19 protein-coding genes are annotated in these 21373 nt (G+C 70.7%); 4 read left to right on the forward strand and 15 right to left on the reverse strand.

Annotated features, from left to right (window positions below):
* Positions 1 to 6: 6 nt before the first annotated feature.
* The 4 genes from GT007_RS15135 to GT007_RS15150 all read right to left on the reverse strand — a co-directional run bounded on the left by GT007_RS15135 (position 7) and on the right by GT007_RS15150 (position 6396).
* Entirely contained in the window at positions 7 to 3801 is a 3795-nt protein-coding gene (locus GT007_RS15135; RefSeq protein ID WP_160122465.1) for a hydantoinase B/oxoprolinase family protein, read from the reverse strand.
* Positions 3802 to 3965: 164 nt separating this feature from the next.
* Positions 3966 to 4904: an AroM family protein gene (locus GT007_RS22220; RefSeq protein ID WP_201451936.1), complete on the reverse strand. Its 939-nt coding sequence runs from the start codon at positions 4902 to 4904 to the stop codon at positions 3966 to 3968.
* A gap of 62 nt (positions 4905 to 4966) precedes the next feature.
* On the reverse strand, positions 4967 to 5872 hold the full coding sequence (locus tag GT007_RS15145) for a LysR family transcriptional regulator (RefSeq protein ID WP_236571684.1): 906 nt from the start codon (positions 5870 to 5872) through the stop codon (positions 4967 to 4969).
* 98 nt (positions 5873 to 5970) lie between these two features.
* Complete coding sequence (locus tag GT007_RS15150; RefSeq protein WP_160122467.1) at positions 5971 to 6396, reverse strand: DoxX family protein; 426 nt, start codon at positions 6394 to 6396, stop codon at positions 5971 to 5973.
* A gap of 209 nt (positions 6397 to 6605) precedes the next feature.
* Here GT007_RS15150 and GT007_RS15155 point away from each other — a divergent pair, with 209 nt between their 5' ends.
* Positions 6606 to 7529 (forward strand): ring-cleaving dioxygenase, encoded by a 924-nt coding sequence (locus tag GT007_RS15155; RefSeq protein ID WP_160122468.1) that lies wholly within the window; start codon positions 6606 to 6608, stop codon positions 7527 to 7529.
* A gap of 43 nt (positions 7530 to 7572) precedes the next feature.
* Positions 7573 to 8190, forward strand: a complete 618-nt coding sequence (locus tag GT007_RS15160) for an alpha/beta hydrolase (protein ID WP_160122469.1) — start codon at positions 7573 to 7575, stop codon at positions 8188 to 8190.
* Here GT007_RS15160 and GT007_RS15165 read toward each other — a convergent pair.
* Entirely contained in the window at positions 8177 to 8812 is a 636-nt protein-coding gene (locus tag GT007_RS15165; protein ID WP_160122471.1) for a TetR/AcrR family transcriptional regulator, read from the reverse strand. The genes GT007_RS15160 and GT007_RS15165 overlap by 14 nt on opposite strands.
* A 107-nt stretch (positions 8813 to 8919) precedes the next feature.
* Here GT007_RS15165 and GT007_RS15170 point away from each other — a divergent pair, with 107 nt between their 5' ends.
* Positions 8920 to 10356 (forward strand): amidase, encoded by a 1437-nt coding sequence (locus GT007_RS15170; protein WP_160122472.1) that lies wholly within the window; start codon positions 8920 to 8922, stop codon positions 10354 to 10356.
* Positions 10353 to 11933, forward strand: a complete 1581-nt coding sequence (locus GT007_RS15175; RefSeq protein WP_160122473.1) for an ABC transporter substrate-binding protein — start codon at positions 10353 to 10355, stop codon at positions 11931 to 11933. Before GT007_RS15170 ends, GT007_RS15175 begins: the two co-directional genes overlap by 4 nt.
* 16 nt (positions 11934 to 11949) lie before the next feature.
* Here GT007_RS15175 and GT007_RS15180 read toward each other — a convergent pair whose 3' ends face one another.
* The 10 genes from GT007_RS15180 to GT007_RS15225 form a co-directional block, all read right to left on the reverse strand.
* Positions 11950 to 12591, reverse strand: a complete 642-nt coding sequence (locus tag GT007_RS15180) for a DUF1028 domain-containing protein (protein WP_160122474.1) — start codon at positions 12589 to 12591, stop codon at positions 11950 to 11952.
* A 54-nt stretch (positions 12592 to 12645) separates the two neighbouring features.
* Positions 12646 to 13428 (reverse strand): class II aldolase/adducin family protein, encoded by a 783-nt coding sequence (locus tag GT007_RS15185; RefSeq protein WP_160122475.1) that lies wholly within the window; start codon positions 13426 to 13428, stop codon positions 12646 to 12648.
* Positions 13429 to 13439: 11 nt separating this feature from the next.
* A complete protein-coding gene (locus GT007_RS15190; RefSeq protein ID WP_160122476.1) occupies positions 13440 to 14741 on the reverse strand; it encodes an NtaA/DmoA family FMN-dependent monooxygenase in 1302 nt (433 codons plus the stop codon).
* Positions 14742 to 14753: 12 nt separating this feature from the next.
* Entirely contained in the window at positions 14754 to 15548 is a 795-nt protein-coding gene (locus GT007_RS15195) for an ABC transporter permease (protein WP_160122477.1), read from the reverse strand.
* A complete protein-coding gene (locus GT007_RS15200; RefSeq protein ID WP_160122478.1) occupies positions 15545 to 16402 on the reverse strand; it encodes an ABC transporter permease in 858 nt (285 codons plus the stop codon). The genes GT007_RS15195 and GT007_RS15200 overlap by 4 nt, the downstream gene beginning before the upstream one ends.
* The gene (locus GT007_RS15205; protein WP_160122479.1) at positions 16399 to 17469 is read right to left on the reverse strand and encodes an ABC transporter ATP-binding protein; all 1071 of its coding nucleotides are present in this window, start codon (positions 17467 to 17469) and stop codon (positions 16399 to 16401) included. The genes GT007_RS15200 and GT007_RS15205 overlap by 4 nt, the downstream gene beginning before the upstream one ends.
* Positions 17466 to 18485: an ABC transporter substrate-binding protein gene (locus GT007_RS15210; RefSeq protein WP_160122480.1), complete on the reverse strand. Its 1020-nt coding sequence runs from the start codon at positions 18483 to 18485 to the stop codon at positions 17466 to 17468. The genes GT007_RS15205 and GT007_RS15210 overlap by 4 nt, the downstream gene beginning before the upstream one ends.
* A gap of 63 nt (positions 18486 to 18548) precedes the next feature.
* Positions 18549 to 19250, reverse strand: coding sequence for a GntR family transcriptional regulator (locus GT007_RS15215; protein ID WP_160122481.1), 702 nt, complete (start codon positions 19248 to 19250; stop codon positions 18549 to 18551).
* Complete coding sequence (locus GT007_RS15220; RefSeq protein WP_160122482.1) at positions 19250 to 20698, reverse strand: 4-hydroxyphenylacetate 3-hydroxylase family protein; 1449 nt, start codon at positions 20696 to 20698, stop codon at positions 19250 to 19252. The genes GT007_RS15215 and GT007_RS15220 overlap by 1 nt, the downstream gene beginning before the upstream one ends.
* 161 nt (positions 20699 to 20859) lie before the next feature.
* Positions 20860 to 21312: an Lrp/AsnC ligand binding domain-containing protein gene (locus GT007_RS15225; protein ID WP_160122483.1), complete on the reverse strand. Its 453-nt coding sequence runs from the start codon at positions 21310 to 21312 to the stop codon at positions 20860 to 20862.
* Between the last annotated feature and the right edge of the window lie 61 nt (positions 21313 to 21373).

Genomic DNA, 21373 nt, shown 5'->3' on the forward strand with positions numbered 1-21373 from the left:
CTCCTCTCACTCGGCGGCCCGCTGGGCCGCCCGGGGGGTGACGTAGCCTTCCTGGATGTCGCGCTCGATCAGTTCCGCCGGGCGCTCCCCGGCCGGGCCGAAGCCGGAGCCGCCGCACAGGCGGATCTCGATCATTTTGCTGGTGTCGGTCAGCGTCACCAGCTCACCGGTGCCGCAATCGCGCAGCAGGTTGCCCTCGCGGTCCAGGATGGCGCCGCGCGCGGCCCCGCCCTGGGCGCCGCCGAACAGGCCGGGGGCCTGCACGCCCACCCCCTCGGCGGCGACGGAGGCCTGGGTGGGCAGCCCGTCATCATGCAGCTTGCGCATGCGGGTGCGGGTGCCGAGCCCGCCGCGATGCCGCCCCTGCCCGCCGGAATCGGCGATCAGCGACTTCTCCACCACCAGCACGGGGGACCGCGTCTCGAACAGCTCGATGGAGGTATTGGCGGCCGAGGTGGGCCACAGCAGCGCCGACTTGCCATCCCCGCGCGCGCCGGCCCCCTGGCCGCCGCCCATGAAGAAATGGTCCGAATACAGATGCCCCGAGGCATCGCGCCCATGCACCTTGATGGAGACCGGCAGGCCGGTATGCGCCTGCACGCGGTCGGGGGCTGCCTCCGACAGGGCGCGGAACACGTTGGGCGCCAGGTACCAGCCGGTGCGGGTGCGCAGCGCCACCGCCGCCGGGCGGGTGCAGTTCAGCACCGAACCCTCCGGCGCCTTCACCGTGATGGGCCGGTAGCAGCCGGCATTGCCGCGCACCTGCGGGCTGAGGATGCATTTCAGCGGATAGGACCCATGCGCCTCGGTGTAGCTGTAGGTGCAGTTGAGCCCGCCCGCCGGCAGCTGCGGGGGCGCGCCCGCGAAATCCAGCTCGATCTCGTCGCCCGAGACCGTCAGCTTCAGCGGGTAATGCAGGGTCTGGCCCAGCATGTTGTTGCTGACAGTGGAATGATACTCGCCATCCGGCAGGGCGCGGATGGCGTCGCGCATCGCGCGCTCCGCCCGGCCCTGCACCACGGCGGCCAGCGCCCGCAGGTCCTGCATGCCGTAGTCGCGCATGAAGTCCAGCAGCCGCTCGCCGCCCTGGGCATTGGCCGCGATGAAGGCGTGCAGGTCGCCCAGCACCTCCTCCGGCTTGCGGACATTCTCGGCGATGATGTCGAACAGCGTGTCGTTGGCCTCGCCCGCGCGGTACAGCTTGGCCATCGGGATCTGCAGGCCCTCGTCGAACACCTCCTGCGCCTTCAGCCCGTCCTTGATGCCGCCGATGTCGCCCACATGGCCGACGGTGCCCAGCAGCGCGACCATGCGCCCGTTCATGAACACCGGGGTGACGATGGCGATGTCGTACAGATGCCCCGCGCACAGCCAGGGATCGTTGGTGATCAGCACATCGCCCGGGCGCAGCGTCTCGGCCGGATATTTGGCCAGCATCGCCTTCACCGCGCGCGGCAGGGTCAGGTTGAACACCGGCATGGCGCGCGGCGAATGCGCCAGGGATTCGCCATCGGCGTCCAGGATATCGCAGGCGAAATCCTGCGCCTCGGAGACGATGAGGCTGAAGGCGGTGCGGCAGATCGCGTGCCACATCTCCTCCACGATCGTGACCAGCCGGCTCCACATGATCTCGAGCGAGACCGGGTCCGCCTCGATCAGCGCGCGGGCTTCCTCGATGGGCGTCAGCGGCGTGATGCGCGCGGCGACGGGGGCCGAAACGCCCACCGCGATGCGCAGCATGCCCGCCGCCCCCACCGTCACGCTGTCGCGCGGGCCGATGATGGTGGTGGCCTCGCGTTCCTCGATGATGGCCGGGCCCCGCACCACCTGCCCGGCGGGCAGGGAGTAGCGGTCATAGACGGGCGTGTCGTGGAAGGCATCGCCGAACCAGGCCATGCGGCGGCCCTTCAGGGCCACCCCGCCCTCCGGCGTGCCGGCCTGCACCACGGTCAGTTCCGGATAAGGCCCGACGGCGCGCACGCGGAAGGAAATGACCTGCGCCGACACCCCCTCATAGACCGAGGTGAAGCGCGCGGAATACACGCGGCGGAAGGCCTCCATCACGGCGGGCAGGCTTTCGGCCGTGATCGGGCCCGCGGGCAGCGGCACGTTGATCTCATGGATCTGGCCCGACAGGCGCATGTCCGCGCTGCGCTCGATGGCGATGTCGGCGGCGGAAATGCCCGCACCCGTCAGCATGGACGCCGTCTCGGCCGAAAGCTCGGCCAGCACGGCCTCCATCGCGGCGGGCGCGCCCGGGTCATCGAGCGCCACCGGCAGGGAGCGCACGCCCTCGAAGGACAGGGGCGCGGCCAGGAAGCCTAGCGCCGAGGCGGCGCCGGAAGCGGGCGGGATCAGCACCTCCTCCACGCCCAGGATGCGCGCGACCTCCACCGCATGGGCGGGGCCGGCGCCGCCGAAGCCCACCATGGCGTAGCGGCGCGGGTCCTTGCCCTTCTCCACGATATGGATGCGCGCGGCGGCGGCCATGCTCTCGGTCACGGTGCGGTGGATGCCCCAGGCGGTCTCCACCGCCGACAGCCCGATCCGCCCGCCCACGGCGGCCAGCGCGGCCTCCGCCGCCGGCTTGTCCAGCGCCATGCGCCCGCCCAGGAAGAAGCCCGGGTCGTAATAGCCCAGCACCAGGTTGGCGTCGGTCACGGTCGGCTGCGCGCCGCCGCGCCCGTAGCAGGCCGGGCCCGGATCGGCGCCAGCCGAATGCGGGCCCACCTTCAGCAGCCCCACCTCGTCGATCGCGGCGATCGAGCCGCCGCCCGCGCCGATCTCGATCATGTCGATCACGGGCGCCTTGATGGGCAGGCCGGAGCCCTTCTTGAAGCGGTGCAGCCGCGCCACCTCCATCATGGGCGAGACCTCGCAGCGGCCGTCGGCGATCATGCAGGCCTTGGCGGTGGTGCCGCCCATGTCGAAGGAGATCACATCCCGCTTGCCGACCAGCCCGCCGAAGAAGGCGGTGGCGAGCCCGCCGCCCGCCGGCCCCGATTCCAGCAGCCGGATCGGGAAGGCGCGCGCCACATCCGGGGAGACGAGCCCGCCCGCCGACTGCATCAGCCGGAGCGCGCCCCGGAAGCCGCCGCTCCACAATTCGCGCTCCAGCCGCTTCAGGTAGCGGTCCATCAGCGGCTGCACATAGGCGTTGGCGCAGGTGGTGACGAAGCGCTGATACTCCCACAGCTCGGCCACCACCTCCGAGGATAGGGAGAGCGCGATGTCCGGGAATTCCTCGCGGATCGCGGCGGCGGCGGCTTTCTCGTGCGCGGGGTTGCGATAGGCGTGCAGGAAGCAGACGGCGATAGCCTCGGCCCCGCCCTCCACCAGCTCGCGCGCCGCGCGCTTCACCGCCACCAGATCGAGCGGCGTGACCACGGCGCCGTCGCGGTCCATGCGCTCGGCCACTTCCAGCCGGCGGCGGCGGGTCACCAGCGGGTCCGGGTATTGCAGGAACAGGTCGTAGATGTCGTAGCGCTGCTCGGTGCCCATCTCGATCACGTCGCGGAAGCCCGCGCTGGTGATCATGCCGAGTGTGGCGCCCTTGCGCTCGATCAGCGCGTTGGTCACCAGGGTGGTGCCGTGCACGATCTCGCTGATATCGGCCAGGGCGAGGCCGGCGCCGGCCACCAGTTCCGCCAGGCCCGCCAGCGCGCCCTCGGACGGGTCATGCGGGGTGGTCAGGCATTTGTGCAGCCGGATGGTGGAATCGCTGCGGTCCAGCAGGATGAAATCCGTGAAGGTTCCGCCAATGTCGAAACCGATCCGGTAACGAGACGCCGCATCCGCCATGTTCCAGCACACCCATGCCTTGCCGGGCCGCGCCCCTGGCACGCCCGGTATTCCCGATCCCCCGGGGATACAGGAGTGCGCCTGGCGGTCCCATAAGGTCGGACCCTTACCCGGGCCGGGGCGGGCTGTGCGAAAATCAGGCGGTCGGCCCGGAAATTGGGCAGCTATCGCCCCCGCGCGATCACCAGCCGCCGCAGCAGCTCCGCCGGGGAGCTGGCATTGAGCTTGGCCATGACCCGGCCGCGATGGATCTCCACTGTGCGATAGCTGATGCCCAGCCGCCGGCCGATCTCCTTGTTGCCGGCGCCGTCCAGCACGCCCGCCAGCACCTCGCGCTCCCGCGGGGTCAGTTGCTCGGTCTGGCCCGGCAGGCGTTCGAGCAGGGCGTGGGGGGAGGCCTCCTCGGGCACCGGCGGCAGGGCGCGCGCGGCCAGGGAGACGAGCTGCAGCCGCACCGCGCCCGCCACGATGCGCCGGGCGGTGACCACCGGCTTGCCGGTGCGCAGGGCCATCTGCGCCGCCATCGCCTCCGTGTAGCCCACCGAGTGCATCAGGATCAGGTTGGCGGCCGCCAGCCGGTCCACCGCCTCATCCAGGTCGGTCAGGTCGTCCTCCCGCATCACGGCCCGCGCATCCTGGATCAGCATGCCGTGGGAAAAGCCGCGATGCTGCTGGGCGATGGAATGCAGCACGCCCAGCCGGGCCTCCCCCATCACCAGCGCGGCCACCCAGGCATCGACCACCTGCTGGGCGTGCACGAAGGGCGTGCGCAGGCGATAGGGCTGGAACAGGCTGGTGCTGAGCAGCACGATCAGGTCGAACCCCTCCCCATCCAGCCGGTGCAGCAGGGGTTCCAGCCGGCGGGCGAGGAAGCCCGCCCCCAGCCTGGTGCGCCCGCCATCGGCCAGGCGGGTGTACAGCACCGGCTCCCGTGGTCTGGGGGCGCCGGCGGCGATGGCCGCGGCGTCCAGCCCATCCAGCACGCCGTATTCGCGCGCCTCCACCTCGGCCGGCGCGGCGCCGGCCAGGGCGAGCACCTCCGGCACCACATCCTCACGCGGGGATTGGCCGATGGTCACGAAGGCGATGCGTGGCGGGGCCATCCCCTCTCCCTGCGCTGCTGGGGGGATTATCCGGGCGGGAGGCGCGCGGGGCCAGCCCTTCCTCAGGCTTGCGCCGCGCCGCCCTCGATCATGTCGCGTTTCTCCGCGATCTGCGCGGCCAGGCTGTCCATCAGCGCCCGCACGCGCGGGGTGTGGCGCAGGTCCGGGTGGGTCAGCAGCCACAGGTCGGAGGCATATTCCGGCCGGGGCGGCGCCAGCCGGGTCAGCGTGGGCCACAGGTCGCCGATGAAGCAGGGCAGATGCCCCACCCCCACCCCGGCCGCCACCGCCTGGGCCAGGCCCAGCACCGTGTCGAAGCGCCCGGCCAGGCGCTCGGGCGGCACCATGGCGCGGGCATGGCGCACCACCTGCAGCCCGGCCAGATTGTCACCCAGGCACACCCAGTCGGCCTCGGCCTCCGGGTCATGCGGCGGGGGGGCCATGACGGAGCCGTACAGCGCCCAGGCGATGCGCGCGGCGCGGCGGCCCACCAGCGTGTCGGGCGGGTTGTCGGTGGCGCGCACCGCCACGTCCGCGTCGCGGCGCGACAGGTTCAGCGCGGCGTTGCCCGTCACCACATCCAGCCGGATGGCCGGGTTGGCGTGGCGGAAGCGCGCCAGCATGGGCATCAGCAATTCCATCAGCAGGCTGTCGCTGGTGGCCAGCCGCACCTCGCCCGAGGGCACCGGCAGGCTGCCGGACAGGCGGCGGGTGACGGCGGTGATGTCCTCATCCACCCGGGCGGCCAGGGCGGCCATTTCCTCCCCGGCGGGGGTCAGGGTGTAGCCTGCGCGGTGGCGCTCGAACAACGGCGTGCCCAGCAGCGCCTCCACCTGGCGCAGGCGGCGGAAGACGGTGGAATGGTCGATGCCCAGCCGCGCCGCGGCGGCGGGCAGGTTGCGGGTCTCGGCCACCGCGGCGATCAGGCGGAAATCGTCCCAGGCCAGGGTCCGGGCAGGTTCCTTCACGCGTCTCCCCCCTCGCATGCGGCAGGCCGGCGGCACGGTTCCCCGCACCGCCGGCCGGATGTTAGCGCCCCAAAGGGGCGTGCCGGAACCGGGCCGGTTCAGACGGCCACAGGGCCGCCCAGCACCGGCACCGGGGTGCGGCGCAGCGCCAGCGCGCCGTCGCCGGCCAGGGCCTGCACCACCGCGCCCACGATCAGGAAGGCCGGATATTCCCAGCCGCCATTGGGCGCGTTGAACACCCAGCCATTGCCGATATGCACCAGCAGCGCGCCGCCCAGCACCGGCAGCATCACGACCGCCACGGCCCGGGCATACAGGCCCAGCAGGATGGCGACACCGCCGATCAGCTCGGCCAGCACCACCGGCCAGGCCAGGGCGGAGGGAAAGCCCACCTGCGCCATGAAGGCGGCGAAGCCGGGCACGGTGAAGACCGCGATCTTCAGCCAGGCATGGGCGATGAACATCACCCCCAGCGAAAGGCGCAGCAGCAACAGGGCATAGGGGGCGAGGCGAAGGTCGATCATGGGAATTCTCCGGTTCGGGATCCCGTCCCGGAATGGGGCGGCGATCATGCTGGGGCGGAGAATGAGCCACGCTTTCGCGCAATTCCACGGCCGATACAGCAAGACTTCCATTGCATCCATGCAATCGGATTGCGCTGGCTTTCCGGGCGCCGGCAGCCAATTCCTATGGCCATCGGCGCAGCGAGGCTGCCCTTCAGGAGATTGCGATCATGACCACCCACGGCATCCACCACGTCACCGCCATCGCCGGCAAGGCGCAGCAGAACCTGGATTTCTACACCCGGGTGCTGGGCCTGCGGCTGGTGAAGAAGACGGTGAATTTCGACGATCCGGGCGCCTATCACTTCTACTACGGCGACGCGGCCGGCAGCCCGGGCACCATCCTGACCTTCTTCCCATGGGAGCACGCGGCCCCCGGCCGCGCCGGGGTGGGAGAGCTGCAGGAGACGGTGTTCCGCATCCCCCAGGCCGCCATCGGCTACTGGACCGCCCGCCTGCTGGGCCACGATCTGGAACGCGAAACCCGCTTCGGTGAGACGCTGCTGCGCTTCCGCGACCCGGACGGGCTGCGCCTGGCGCTGCTGGGCATCCCCGGCATCGAGGCCGAGCCCGCCTGGGCCGGCGGCGAGGTGCCCGTGGAGCACGCCATCCGCGGCTTCCACAGCGTCAGCCTGATGCTGGAGAAGACCGAGGCGACCGGCGCCATCCTGACCGATGTGTTCGGCTTCCAGGAAGTGGCGAGGGAGGGCGACACCACCCGCTATGCCGTGCCGGGCACCACGCTCGGCGGCATCGTGGATCTGCGGGCGGTGGGCGGCTTCCTGCCGGCGCGGCTGGGGCGCGGCTCGGTGCACCACCTGGCCTTCCGCGCCGCCGACGACGCGGAGGAGATGGAGATGGCGCGCAAGCTGATGGCCAATCACGGCCTGCGCACCACGGAGCAGAAGAACCGCGACTACTTCCGCTCGGTCTATTTCCGGGAGCCGGGGCACGTGCTGTTCGAGATCGCGACCGACATCCCGGGCTTCGCCGTGGATGAACCGGCGGAGAGCCTGGGCGCCGCGCTGAAGCTGCCGGCCTTCCTCGAAGGGCACCGCGCGCAGATCGAGGCGGCGCTGCCCGCCCTTGCCTGAACCGTCATGGCGGGCCGCCGGCGCGGCCCGCGGAGGACGCCCCATGACCACCGATTTCATCCATGTGTACGAACCCGGCACCGATGCCGCCCGCCCGCCCCTGCTGCTGCTGCACGGCACCGGCGGGGATGAGCGGGACCTGCTGCCGCTCGGCCGGCTGGTGGCGCCGGGGGCGGCGCTGCTCTCGCCGCGCGGCCGGGTGCTGGAACACGGCATGCCGCGCTTCTTCCGCCGCCTGGCGGAGGGGGTGTTCGACGAGGACGACCTGCGCCTGCGCAGCGATGAGTTGGCCGGATTCATCCGCGCCGCCCGAGCGCGCCATGGCCTGGCGGCGCCGGTGGCGCTGGGGTTTTCCAACGGCGCCAACATCGCGGCCGCCCTGCTGCTGCGCCACCCCGGCCTGCTGGCGGGCGCCGCGCTGCTGCGGGCGATGGTGCCCTTCGCCCAGCCGCCCGCGGCTGATCTCTCGGGCACGCCGGTGTTGCTGCTGTCGGGCGTGTCGGACCCGATCGTGCCCGCCGCGAACAGCGCCCGGCTGGCCGCGCTGCTGCGCGCGGACGGCGCGGCCGTGACCCATCAGGAACTGCCGCTGGGCCATGGCCTGTCGCGGATGGACAGCGCGCTGACAGGGCAGTGGCTCACCACGCTCAACGCGGGGTGACCATCGCCAGCATCTCCCGCAGCAGGCGGTCGCGCAGCGCGGGCGCGATCGTCTCCGGCATGAACAGCAGGTGGAACCAGATGGCGCCGGAAGCCATCTCCACCGCCAGTTCGATGTCCAGGTCCAGGCGCACCTGCCCCTCCGCCCGCAGACGGCGCAGGATGCGGCGGCCCATCTCCAGCCGGGGATGGGTGATGCGCGCCAGCATCACCGCCCGCAGCGCCAGGTCGTCCTGCGCGGTCACGGCCAGGCTGCGCAACAGGTTCTGGTTCCAGGGCCGGTACAGCCGCTGGATGCTGGCATCCAGCCAGGCGCCCAGCGCCTGCTCCACCGGCAGGCCGGGCTGCTCGCCGTCGGGGTCGCTCAGCTCGTCCATGTAGTACAGGTCGATCATCAGCTCGGCGCGGGACGGCCAGCGGCGGTACAGCGTCTGCTTGCCCACCCCCGCGCGGGCCGCCACCCCCTCCATGGTGAAGCCGCCGCAGCCGAGCTCGGCCAGCAATTCCCGCGCGGCGGCCAGGATGGCGACATCCACGGCCGGGTTGCGCGGCCGGCCCGGACGGCCGGCGACAGGCGGCGCGGATTGCGATTGACTTACGGAACGCTGCGTCTTCTTATTCAATCCACGAGGTCCTGATCGGCTTTGCAACACGCTGGCACCACCCGGCGGGGGCCGCAATCTCCGGGCCCACGGGGAAGGAATTGCCAGCACCTGAGGAGGTGTTGGGAATGGTGAGTGACGAGCTCGGCTTCATGCCGGCCGCGGAATTGCAGCGCGCCTACGCGGCGCGCGACCTGTCGCCGGTGGAGGTGACACAGGCGCTGCTGGCGCGCATCGAGGCGCTGGACCCCAAGATCAACGCGATCACGATGCTGACGCCGGAGCTGGCGCTGGCCCAGGCCCGCGCGGCCGAGGCCGCCTATGCCCCCGGCGGCACCCCCCGCCCGCTGGAGGGCGTGCCCGTCACGCTGAAGGACATGCACCCGACCAAGGGGCTGGTCACCGGCGGCGGGTCGCTGGCCACCAAGGATTGGGTGCCCACCGAGGACGCCCCCTGCATCGCCCGCCTGCACGCGGCGGGCACCATCACGCTGGGCAAGACCACCGTGCCGGAATTCGGCTGGAAGGGCGTCAGCCAGAGCACGCTGAACGGCATCACCCACAACCCGTGGAAGCACGGCTACAATGCGGGCGCGTCCTCGGCCGGGGCGGCGGCGGGGGCGGCGGCGGGGTATGGGCCGCTGCACCTGGGCTCGGATGGCGGGGGCTCGGTGCGGATGCCCGCGCATTTCTGCGGCGTGTTCGGCATGAAGCCGACCTATGGCCGCATCCCCTACTGGCCCGTGCCCAACAACGACTACGCCACCCATATGGGCCCGCTGACCCGCACCGTGCTGGACGGCGCGATGATGCTGAAGGCGATGGCGGGGCCCCACCCCTGGGACCATACCTCCTGCGAGACCCCGCCCGCCGATTACCCGGCGCTGCTGAAGGCCGACATGCGCGGCAAGCGCATCGCCTACAGCCCCGACCTGGGCCATGCCCGCGTCGATGCGGATGTGGCGGCGCTGGTCGCCCAGGCCGTGACCGCCTTCGAGGACATGGGCGCGACGGTGGAGCTGGTGACCCCCGCCTGGGGCACGCAGGGGCCGGAACTCGCGCGCTTCTTCTGGCCCGCCGGCTATCTGGCCCGCGCCAACCTGTATCTGGACACCTGGCGCGAGAAGATGGACCCCGGCTTGGTCGCCATGATGGAGGCGGGCCGCGGCTTCGGCGCCGAGCAGTACCATGTGATGCGCGCCCGCAAGCTGGAGTATGTGGAGGCGATCCACCGTTTCTTCGCCGACTACGACTTCCTGCTGACGCCCGCCGTCAGCACCGCCGCCTTCCCCGCGCATCTGTTGCAGCCGGAGGACTGGCCGCAGCACCCGTGGGATTGGCTGATGTGGGCGGAATTCTCCTATCCGTTCAACTTCTCGGGCAATCCGGCGGCCAGCCTGCCCTGCGGCTTCACCCCGGCCGGCCTGCCAGTGGGGTTGCAGGTGGTGGGCCGGCGGTTCGACGATCTGGGCGTGCTCCAGGCCTCCGCCGCCTTCGAGGCCGCGCGGCCCTGGGCGCAGCACCGCCCGCCCGTCTCCGTCCTGGCCACGGAGGCGGTGGCATGATCGGGCGCCGCACCCTTCTGGGCTCCGCCGGCGCCATGGCCGGCCCCGCCCTGGCCAGCGCGCAGAACCAGCGCGTGCTGAAATTCGTCCCGCAGGCGGACCTGGCTTTGCTGGACCCGGTGCAGACCACGGGCCTCGTCACCCGCAACCACGGAATGCTGGTGTTCGACACGCTGTATGGCGTGGATATGGAGCTGCGCGCCCACCCGCAGATGGTCGAGGGCCATGTGGTGGAGAATGACGGGCTGCTGTGGAAGCTGACCCTGCGCCCGGGGCTGAAATTCCATGACGGCGAGCCGGTGCGCGCGCGCGACTGCGTGGCCAGCATCCGGCGCTGGGCCTCCCGCGATGCCTATGCCGCCTCGCTGATGGCCGCCACCGATGAACTCTCGGCGCCCGACGACCGCACCATCGCCTTCCGCCTCAAGCGCCCCTTTCCGCTGCTGCCGGATGTGCTGGGCAAGCCCGGCTCCAACATTTGCGTCATCATGCCGGAGCGCCTGGCCAGCCGCGACGGCTTGCAGCAGATCACGGAGATGGTGGGCAGCGGCCCCTATCGCTTCGTCGCCAATGAGCGCGTGCCCGGCTCCCGCGCCGTCTATGCGAGGTTCGACGGCTATGTGCCGCGCCCCAGCGGCACGCCGAGCTACCTCTCGGGCCCCAAGCACGTGCATTTCGACCGGGTGGAGTGGCTGACCATCCCCGATGCCGCCACCGCCGCCGCCGCCCTGCAACGCGGCGAGATCGACTGGTGGGACCAGCCCATCTCGGACTTCCTGCCGCTGCTGCAACGCAGGCGGGACATGAAGGTGGAGGTGCTGGACACCTTCGGCTTCCTGCCCATGCTGCGCTTCAACCACCTGCTGCCGCCCTTCGACAATCCGGCGATCCGCCGCGCGCTGCTGGGGGCGATCAAGCAGGCCGACTACATGATCGCCGTGGCGGGCGAGGATCGTAGCCGCTGGCGGGAGGATGTGGGCTTCTTCACCCCCGGCTCCCCCATGGCCAGCGAGGAAGGGCTCGGCGCCCTGCGCGGCCCGCGCGATTTCGAGGCGGTGAAGCGCGCCCTGCAACAGGCGGGCTATCGCGGGGAGCGCATCATCTTCCCCGTGCCCACCGATTTCGCGGCGCTGAACGCGATCAGCGAGGTGGCGGGCGACATGTTCCGCCGCGTGGGGCTGAACCTGGACTATCAGGCGCTGGACTGGGGCACGGTGCTGCAGCGCGTGGCCTCCCAACAGCCGGCGGAACAGGGCGGCTGGCACATCTGGGCGAACTACACGCTGGGCGTCAGCGGGGTGAACCCGGCGGCGGCGGCCTATCTGCGCGGCATCGGGCGGGCGGCCACCTTCGGCTGGCCCACCAGCCCGGGGCTGGAGGCGCTGCGCGACCGCTGGTTCCAGGCGCCGGACCTGGCGGCGCAACAGGCGATCTGCCGGGAGATGCAGGCGCTGTGCTTCCAGGAAGTGCCCTACCTGCCGCTCGGCGCCTTCTACCAGCCCACGGCCTATCGCGCGGACCTGACGGGGATGCTGAAGGGCTTCCCGCTGTTCTGGAACGTGCGGCGCGGCGCCTGAGCATCAGGGGGCGGGGTCACACCCGCCCCAGCGCGCGCTCCACATACATGTCGGCCAGCGGCGCGTATTCGCCCCACAGCCGCCGCAGCGCGGCGGTGGGGTCGGGGGCGCTGTCCACGCGCAGGTCGGCGTAGGGGAAGCTTTCACGGTCCACCACCAGCAGCGAGGCCGAGACCAGTTCCCGGATCTCGCCGCCCGCCGCCGTGCCGGCATCCAGCGCCGCCAGCAGGCGTTCGGGCAGCGGGGCCGCGGGGTCGGCATCGAAGGCTGCGACCATGGCGGCCGGCACCTGGTCGTTCTTCAGGATATTGCCCACGGCCACGCTGTCGGCACCCTGCGCGGCACCCAGGATGGAGGTGATCCCCGCCCCCGAGAAATGCGCGCTGGCGCCATCGCGCGCCAGCACCGCCAATTGGCGGATGGCGTGGTGCGGCGTGCTGGCCACCAGGGCGGCGATGGTCTCGGCGGGGGCGCAGCCTTCGGCCAGCAGGGCCAGGCCACGGGGGCCGAGGCGCGGGTCGGTCAGGTTCTGCGTCAGCACCACGCCCACCCCGGCACGGGCGAACAGGCAGCGGCTGCCGACGGCGGGGGAGGAGGTGGTGATGACACCGCCCAGCATCCCGGTGCGGGCGCAGCGGCCCGCCAGCGAGTAGGTCATGGCTTCAGCTTTCCGCAAGGCCGCGAATGCGGCCCGGCGTCCGAGGGCAAAACATCATTCCGCATAGCCCGGGTTCACGCGGTCCAGCAGGCGCAGCATGGCGGGCCAGGCGCGCACGCCCGTCTCCTTCGGCTTGCGCTGGCTGCTGTACTGGCTGGCGGTGTGCAACTGCACCTCCCGCGACGGGGTGATGATCTTCCCGCCGGAGGCCATCACATCCATCTGCACCCGGGCCGCCTGCTCCAGGTAGTAGTACAGGTAGAAGGCGCCGGGCACCGTGTAGCCGCCCGTCAGCAGCCCATGGTTGCGCAGCACCAGCGCGTAGTGCGGGCCCAGATCGGCCACCAGCCGCTCGCGCTCCGCCAGGTTCAGCGCGATGCCTTCATAATCGTGGTAGCCGATGTGGTCCGCGAATTCGAGCGCGAACTGGTTGATCGGCAGCACCCCTTCCTCCAGGCAGGAGAGTGCGACACCCGCCCGGGTGTGGGTGTGGATCACGCAGTTCACATCCGGCCGCGCGGCATGGATGGCGCTGTGGATCACGAAGCCCGCGGCGTTCACCGGCTTGCCGGATTCCAGCGATTTTCCCTCATGGTCGATCTTCACCAGGGAGGAGGCCGTGATCTCCGAATACAGCGCCCCGAAGGGGTTGATCAGGAACTCGTTCGGGCTGCCGGGCACGCGGACCGTGGCATGGCCGAAGATGGTGTCGTCCATCCCGAAATGCGCGATCAGGCGATAGCAGGCGGCCAGGTCCACGCGCGCCTGCCATTCCGTGTCGCAGGCATAGGCCGGCGGCGCGCGGTCCTCGATGGTGGTGTCGGGCTTGTCGAGCATCGGGGCCTTCCTCAGCCGGGGTTGCGCAGGTTTTCCCGCAGGGTGCGGCCGGCGTATTCGCGGCGGAACACGCCGCGCTTCTGCAATTCGGGGACCACCATGCGGCCGAAATCCTCATAGGTCAGCGGAAACACGGCCGGCGGCAGCACGAAGCCGTCGCAGGCGCCGGAGCGGAACCAGTCCTCCATGATGTCCGCGATCATGGCGGGCGTGCCCGCGATCAGCCCGCGCGGCTTGCGGGCGGCCTGGGCATAGCTGATGCCCTGGGCGGCCGCCGTCTGCTTCATGCGGTCGCGTGAGCCCTGCACGCCCGCGCTGCCGGCCCCCTTGTCGGCGGCCTCCGGGCTGTCGATGTCGCTCAAGTCCACGCCCAGCAGCGCGGAGTTTGAGGCCAGCACCAGTTCCGGGTCCACGATGGACTCCAGAAATTCCTTCTTCTCGATGGCGATCGATTCCGTCTCTCCCACCACCACCGACAGGGAGGGCAGGATGACGCATTCCTCGGGCGCCCGGCCATGGGCGCGCAGGCGCTTCACCATGTCCTCGCGGAATTCCAGGCAGGCTTCCTTGGTGGCCGGGGAGCAGAAGACCATCTCGGCCCATTTCGCCGCGAAATCCCGCCCGCGCGGGGAAGACCCGGCCTGCAAGATCACCGGCCGCCCCTGCGGGCTGCGCGGCATGGACATCGGCCCGCGCGTGGAGACGTATGGCCCCTTGTAGTCGGCGTAATGGATCTTGCTGGTGTCGGCGTAGACCCCGCTCTCGCGGTCCAGCACCAGCGCGTCCTCCTCCCAGCAATCCCACAGCGCGGCGCAGGCGGCGACGACATCCTCCGCGCGGTCATAGCGCATGGCCTTGTCGGGCATCTCGTCATAGCCGTGGTTGCGCGCCTCGGCATTGTGGCTGGAGGTGACGACGTTCCACGCCACGCGCCCCTTGCTCAGCAGGTCCAGCGAGGCCAGGCCCCGCGCCAGCCAATAGGGGTTGTTGAAGGTGGTGGACAGCGTGGCGCCCAGGCCCAGCCGGGATGTCACGCGCGCCATGATCGGCAGCACCGTCATCGGGTCCAGCAGGCTGACCTGCCCGCCGCGGCCGACATAATCCGCGAAGGTGTTGCGATACACGTCGGGGATGCCGAGGCCATCGGCGAAGAAGCCCGCGTCGAAGCGCGCGTCCTCCAGCAGCTTGGCCATGTATTCGAAGCGCGAGGGCTCGAACAGATCGTCCAGCGTGGCGGAGGGGTGGCGCCAGCCGCTGGCGAAGCTGGCGGTGGGCCCGGTCTTCAGATAGGCGACCAGGTGCATCTTGCTCATGAGCGGCGTTCCTCAACCATGGCGGATCAGTTTCTCCAGCCCGATGACCTTTTCCAGCACCAGCACGAAGACCAGCGCCACCAGCGTCAGCACCGTGGCCATGGCGGCGACCGTCGGGTCATCGAAATCGCGGACATGCTCATAGGCCGCGATGGGCAGGGTTCTCGTGCGGGTGTCGGCCAGGAAGACGGCGATGGAGAAATTGTCCGTCGCCTCGACGAAGGCGAAGATGGCGCCCGCCAGCACCCCGGCCTTCAGCTGCGGCAGGGTCACGCCCCAATAGGCGCGCAGCGGCGTGGCACCGAGGTCCCGCGCCGCTTCCTCCGGCCGGCGGTCCAGCCCGGCATAGCTGGCGTTCAGCGCGCGCAGCGAGAAGGGCAGGCAGAACACCGAAAGCCCGATGGTCAGCCGCGTCATCGCATCGCCCACCCCCAGCATGCCGAACAGGCCGAGAAAGGCGATGCCGGTGACCACGCCGGGCACCACCACCGGGGCGGTCAGCGCGGCGCCGAGCCACGCCTGACCCTTGCCCCGCGCCATCAGATGCGCGGTGGGCAGGGCCACCAGCAGCGTGGCGGGCACCACGATCGCCGCGATCACCAGCGTGGCGCGCAGGGCGGGCTGGAACTGGTCGGAATCGAAGAAGGCCCGGTACCAGCGCAGCGACAGCGCGCCCACCGGCAGGCGGAACATCGTCGCGTCGTTGAAGCTGTAGAACACCACGAACAGCACCGGCGCCAGCAGGAAGCCCATCACCAGCGCCAGATACAGCGTCCACAGGGCGCGCCCGAGCGGCCCGCGCCTCATGTGAGGCCTCCGGTGGCGAAGCGGCGCAGCAGCAGGCGCTGCAACCCCGCCATCACCAGCAGCGCCGCGCAGGAACACACCAGAAAGCCCGCCGAGACCACCGCCGCGAAGGGAATGTCGAAGGCCACAAAGATCTGGTCGTAGATGTAGTTCGCCACCAGCCGCACCCGCCCGCCGCCCAGCATCAGCGGGAACAGGAAGGCGCTGAGCGCCAGCGCCAGCGACAGCGCCATCCCCTCCGCCACCGCGGGCAGGGACAGCGGCAGCGTGACCCGCATGAAGGTGCGCGCGGGCCCGCAGCCCAGATCGCGGGAGGCTTCCTCCAGCGCGCGCGGCACGTTGCGGATGCCGCCCACCACCGTCAGCACGAAGAAGGGCAGCAGGAAATGCACCAGCGCGATGCCCACGCCCAATTGCCGGTACAGGATGCGGAAGGGCTGCTCGATCAGCCCGGCATTCAGCAGCAGGCTGTTCAGCAGGCCCCGGTTGCCCAGGATCACCATCCAACCATAGGCGCGCGTCACGCTGCCCGACAGGAAGGTGGCGACCAGCACCGCCAGGAAGAACACGCGCAGGAAGCGGCTTTCCGTCCGCGCGATGAAATAGGCCAGCGGATAGCCGATCAGCGCCGTGATCAGCGTCAGCAGCACCGCGAAGCCGAACGTGTCCAGGAAGACCGGCACCTGCCCGCCGCCCGCCAGGAAGCGGAGGTAGTTGTCCAGGCTCAGCGGCCCCGCCACGCTGGCGGTGCCCGGCACCTGGCGCAGCAGCCCGGTGGCGAAGAAACTGCCATAGGCCCCGGCCAGCACGGCCAGCACCACCATGGCCGGCAGGGCGACAAGGTTGCGCTTCATGCCGCCAGCACCACCGCCTGAGAGGGCTCGGCCAGCGCCACGCCCACGCGCGCGCCCGTCACCGGCGCGCCGGGGCGGCGCGGCACCGCCACCTGCAGGGCCCCGCCGGGGCAGGCGATCTCGCACAGCGCCTCGGCGCCGGTCATGGCGACGAAACCCACCTCTCCCACCGCGCAGGCCGCGGGGTCGCCCGGTTCCACCAGCCGCAGCGCGCCGGGGCGCAGGCCCAGCAGCGAGCCGGGCGGCGCGGCCGCGGGCAGCGGAAAGCGGCCGATACCGGGCACGACGAATTCCTGCCCCTCGGCCTGGCCTTCCAGCAGGTTGGTCATGCCGGTGAAGCTGGCGACGAAGCGCGTGGCCGGGGCGTCATACACCCCCGCCGGGCGGTCGAACTGGTGCAGCCGCCCCGCATTCATCACCGCCACCCAATCCGAGAGGATGAACGCCTCCTGCTGGTCATGCGTCACGACCACGGTGGTGATGCCCAGCCGCTGCTGCAGCTTGCGCAGCTCCACCTGCATTTCCTCACGCAGGTTGCGGTCCAGGGCGGAAAACGGTTCGTCCAGCAGCAGGATGCGCGGGCGCACCACCAGGCAGCGGGCCAGCGCCACGCGCTGCTGCTGCCCGCCCGAGAGCTGGGAGGGCATGCGCTCCGCCATCGCGGAAAGCTGCACGGCGGCCAGGGCATCGCGCACGCGGCCCGCGATCTCGGCACGGGGGATGCGCTGCATCTTCAGCCCATAGGCGACATTGGCGGCCACACTCATGTGCGGGAACAGGGCATAGCCCTGGAACACGGTGGCGGTGGGCCGGCGTTCCGGCGGCAGGGCGCCGATATCCTGCCCCTCCACCAGGATGCGCCCGGCATCGGCCGCGACGAAGCCCCCGATCGCGCGCAGCAGCGTGGTCTTGCCGCAGCCGGAGGGGCCGAGCAGCGTCAGCAGCGCGCCGCGCTCCAGCCGAAAGCCGATCTGCTGGATGGCGGCATGGGCCCCGTAATGCTTGGTGAGGCCCGAAACCTCCAACCCGGCGGCGGAGATACCGCCGGGTTCCTTCTCACCGATCAAGAGGCGACCTCACGGCTGAAGCGCTCATTCCAGGCGCCGATATTGGCGTTGATGATGTCGTCGTCGTAGCTGACGCGATCCTCGGGCTTGGGCAGGGTGGCCGCGATCTCCGGCAGGGTGCTGGCACCCGGATGCACCGGGCCCATGCCCTGGCCCTGGGCGATCACGTCCTGCATGTCCTTGCTCAGGCAGAAGTCGATGAAGCGGGCGGCGGCCTCACGCTTGGGCGTGTTCACCAGCATCATCGAATCATACATCATGGGCGAGGGCGGGGGGCTGATCATGCGGGCCTGCACGCCGGCATCGGTCACGCGCTTCAGCGCGGCCGGGGGCGCCACCAGCACCGCCAGTTCGCCCTGCGCCAGCGCCTGGCGGGCCGTGGTGTCGGAGGAATACCAGGTGACCACATTGGGCTTCAGCCGCTTCAGCGCCTCGAAGCCCGGCTCCACATTGGCGATGCCGCCGCCGTTCAGCGTGGCCGCCACCAGCAGCATGCGCGCCTGGTAGCTGTTCATGGTCGGCACGCCCAGCTTCTGCGCGAAGCGCGGCGCCCACAGATCCTGCCAGGAGGCGATCGGCTCCCGCACCTGGTCCGTGCGCCAGACGATGCCGAGCTGGTAGAAATACACGCCCAGCCAATGGCTGGCCCGCGCGCCCGCCTCGATCTGCGCGGCGTTGGAGATGGCGGCCATGGGCAGCGGCAGGAACAGCTGCGCGTCGGTCTTCGCGCGCTCGGCCACCGAGGCGGTGGTGAACCACACGTCGATGGTGGGGGCCGCGCGCATGCTCTGCAGCCGCACCAGCCCCTCACCCGAGGTCGCCTGGGTGACGGCGTTCACCTTGATGCCCGTCGCCGCCTCGAACCGCTGGGCGACCGTGCGGACGGAGGAGGTCCAGGTGGTGCCCCAGATCTGGATGGTGATGTCGCGCGCCTGGGCACGCGCCAGCGACGGCGCCGCCAGCAGACCCCCGGAGGCGCCCAACAGGTGACGCCGCCCCATGATGAATTCAGCCACGAAACTCTCCTTCTGCGGTCGGTGAAAGGGTCTCGTGTGCGGTGTGTCCTCGTAGTCTTTTCGTTAGCCCCGGGGGTTTGGCCCGGTGGCGGGTGTCGTCGCGGCCGCGAGGCTGCGGGCATAGGCGTTGCGCAAGTGGCGCCGCGCGATCTGTTCGGCCTGCGGCCCGTCGCCGGAGGCGATGGCGGCGGCGATGCTGCTGTGGTCGTCCAGCGCCAGCTGCGTCTCGTCGGCCGTCATCAGCCGCATCAGCCGCGGGCTGGCGAAGAACATGCGATAGCTCTCGGCCAGCGCGGTCAGGCGCGGGGAATGGGCGGCGGCCAGCACGGCGTCGTGGAAGGCCGCGTTCAGCTCGATCCGAAGATCGAGCTCGGAGGGGTCGCGGCGCTTGCTTTCCTCCGCCAGCGCCGCGATGCGGGCGGCCTGTTCCGGCGTGGCGCGGGTGGCGGCCAGGCGGGCGGCGCAGCCCTCCAGCGCCTCTCGCGTCATGACCAGCTCCTCCAGATCCGCCAGCGGGTCCACCACGATCACGCCGGCGGGCTCGGCCGGGCGCAGCAGGCCGGCGGCCAGCAGGCGCGTCAGCGCCTCGCGCACCGGGGTGCGGCTGACGCCCATGCGCGCGGCGATATGGGCCTCGCTCAGGCGCGAGCCGTGGCCGATCTCGCCCTCCACGATGCGGCGGCGCAGCTGCTCGAACACCAGCTCCCCGGCATTGCGGGCCGGGGGCAGGCGCCAGTCGTCGGCGTCCAGGCCGGAAGGCTGCATCAGGCGGCCTCCAGCCCGGCCACGGCGCGGGCGCGGGCGATGGCGCCGTCCCGGTCGAAGGTGGCGAACAGCGCGGCTTCCTGCGCGTGCACCGGGGTTTCGGCGAACATCTGGTACGCCTGGGCCCGCCCGGCATAGGGCGAGGCCGTCAGGTCGTTCAGCAGGGCCAGGGTGCGCAGCCGGGTTTCGGCCGAGTGGTTGCCCACGCGGAAATACTTCTCGATGTCGGGCGCGGTTTCCGGGCTTTCCAGCATGGCGCGGTCGGGCAGCATCACGGGCGTGCCGCCGGCGATGTCGCGCAGCAGGTTCACCATGGGCGAGTAGTTCATCGAGCAATAGACGCGCCCGGCATTCTGGATCGCCTGGTTGGGCATGATGAAGCCGGCCTCGGTGGTCTCGCAGGCGGCCTCCGCACCCAGCAGATAGGCGTCGATCGTGGCCTTGAAGACCATCAGCTGGCTGATGCGGCTGCGCACCGGCGGCAGCTTGATGGTGCCCGCCTGCTCGGCTGCCAGCAGGGCCGCGCCCACCAGCAGGTCGGCCTTGGCCTGGCAGCGCGCCAGATAGGCCTGGGCGGACCAGCGGCTGAACTCGCTGCGCAGCAGGGCGGCGAGCTCCGGCTGGCGGCTGAACAGCACATTCTCCCACGGGATGAACACGTCATCCATGACGATCAACGTGTCCAGCTCATCGAAGCGCGCGCCCAGCGGCTGGTCGAAGGGGTCGAAAGCGTCGCCGTGGCGCGACAGCGGCGCGCGGCACAGGTGCCGCACCCCCGGCGCGTTCAACGGCAGGATGCAGGAGATCGCGTAGTCCCGGTTCTCCTCCACCCAGGCGCCGACGGTGGGCTTGATGAAAGCGATGTGGCCATAGGGCGCGCCGGTCTCGAACTTGGCGCCGCGGATGACGATGCCGGCGTCGGTTTCCTTCACCACCCGGGTGTTCATGTCCAGGTCGTGCTGCTGGAAGGGCTGCAGCGAGCGGTCGCCCTTGGGGTCGGTGTTGCCGCTGGTCAGGAACAGGTTCTCGCGCTGCAGCCGGTGCAGCCAGCCCATCGCGGCCTTGGCATAGCGGGTGTCGTACTTGTCCAGCAGCGGCTGGCGGTTGGCCAGCACGAACAGCGGCGTGACCGTCTCATCCCCGAAGCGGTCCATGGTGGGGCAGATGTCGCCCAGGATGGCGGCCGTGATCAGCCGGCGCTTGGACAGCTCCTCCCGCGTCGTCGGGATCTGGTAGATGCGCGCGCCGCGCCCGCCCTCGGGCAACTCGAAGGTCATGAGATCCGCGTAGAGCGGGTCATGGTGCATGTCGTAGATGCGGGCCACCGCATCGACCATGCCCTTCAGTGCCGGGTGGTTGGGCACATCCGTGACCCGTTCGCCGGAGATCCAGACCTGGCGGCCGTCACGAAGGCTTTCGCGATAATCGTCACCGGTCAGGAGGGGCATCGGCTCGGTCGCTCCAGGCTGCGTATCGGCAGGTTGTGGACGGTATACGTATTCGTTCGCCTTCGTATCGTCAACGCCAGGATTGCCGCGCCGGCAGGCGTCCGGGGCGCCAGCCGGGCGCGCAGGCGGGCATTTGCCTGGATATTGGGCGGAACAGGCCGTCAGATCGGCAGCTCGGCGGTGTTCTTCACCTCCTCCATCACCGTGTAGGTGTGGGTCTGGCGGATGCCCGGCAGCTTCACCAGGCTGTCGCCCAGGAAGCGGCGATAGGCCGCCATGTCCCGCACCCGCACCTTGATCAGGTAATCGAAGCCACCGGCCAGCATGTGGCATTCCTGGATTTCGGGGATGCGGCGCACGGCGGCGGCGAAATCCTCGAACACGGTGGTGCTGGTGCGATCCAACGTCACCTCCACGAAAACCAGCAGCGCGCGCTCCAGCAGGGCGGGGTTCAGCCGCACGGCATAGCCCTCGATGATGCCCTCCCGTTGCAGGCGGCGCACCCGCTCGCTGGTCGCGGCCTGGCTCAGATGGGCCTGGCGGGCCAGCTCCACATTCGGCATGCGGCCATCCTTTTGCAGCAGCCGCAGCAGGCGCCTGTCGGTATCATCCATCGCCGAACCTTTCCTGGTGGATCGTGCCACGCAGCAGGAAACATTCGGCAAATCGGGTCAA

This window comes from Rhodovarius lipocyclicus (assembly GCF_009900765.1).
GTDB lineage: Bacteria > Pseudomonadota > Alphaproteobacteria > Acetobacterales > Acetobacteraceae > Rhodovarius > Rhodovarius lipocyclicus.

Excerpts from the sequence above, each read along its gene's own strand:
- GT007_RS15135 (WP_160122465.1), bottom strand. The coding sequence starts at position 3,801 with ATGGCGGATGCGGCGTCTCGTTACCGGATCGGTTTCGACATTGGCGGA.
- GT007_RS22220 (WP_201451936.1), bottom strand. The coding sequence starts at position 4,904 with ATGGCCCCGCCACGCATCGCCTTCGTGACCATCGGCCAATCCCCGCGT.
- GT007_RS15150 (WP_160122467.1), bottom strand. The coding sequence starts at position 6,396 with ATGATCGACCTTCGCCTCGCCCCCTATGCCCTGTTGCTGCTGCGCCTT.
- GT007_RS15155 (WP_160122468.1), top strand. The coding sequence starts at position 6,606 with ATGACCACCCACGGCATCCACCACGTCACCGCCATCGCCGGCAAGGCG.
- GT007_RS15160 (WP_160122469.1), top strand. The coding sequence starts at position 7,573 with ATGACCACCGATTTCATCCATGTGTACGAACCCGGCACCGATGCCGCC.
- GT007_RS15170 (WP_160122472.1), top strand. The coding sequence starts at position 8,920 with ATGGTGAGTGACGAGCTCGGCTTCATGCCGGCCGCGGAATTGCAGCGC.
- GT007_RS15175 (WP_160122473.1), top strand. The coding sequence starts at position 10,353 with ATGATCGGGCGCCGCACCCTTCTGGGCTCCGCCGGCGCCATGGCCGGC.
- GT007_RS15180 (WP_160122474.1), bottom strand. The coding sequence starts at position 12,591 with ATGACCTACTCGCTGGCGGGCCGCTGCGCCCGCACCGGGATGCTGGGC.
- GT007_RS15185 (WP_160122475.1), bottom strand. The coding sequence starts at position 13,428 with ATGCTCGACAAGCCCGACACCACCATCGAGGACCGCGCGCCGCCGGCC.
- GT007_RS15190 (WP_160122476.1), bottom strand. The coding sequence starts at position 14,741 with ATGAGCAAGATGCACCTGGTCGCCTATCTGAAGACCGGGCCCACCGCC.
- GT007_RS15195 (WP_160122477.1), bottom strand. The coding sequence starts at position 15,548 with ATGAGGCGCGGGCCGCTCGGGCGCGCCCTGTGGACGCTGTATCTGGCG.
- GT007_RS15200 (WP_160122478.1), bottom strand. The coding sequence starts at position 16,402 with ATGAAGCGCAACCTTGTCGCCCTGCCGGCCATGGTGGTGCTGGCCGTG.
- GT007_RS15215 (WP_160122481.1), bottom strand. The coding sequence starts at position 19,250 with ATGCAGCCTTCCGGCCTGGACGCCGACGACTGGCGCCTGCCCCCGGCC.
- GT007_RS15220 (WP_160122482.1), bottom strand. The coding sequence starts at position 20,698 with ATGCCCCTCCTGACCGGTGACGATTATCGCGAAAGCCTTCGTGACGGC.
- GT007_RS15225 (WP_160122483.1), bottom strand. The coding sequence starts at position 21,312 with ATGGATGATACCGACAGGCGCCTGCTGCGGCTGCTGCAAAAGGATGGC.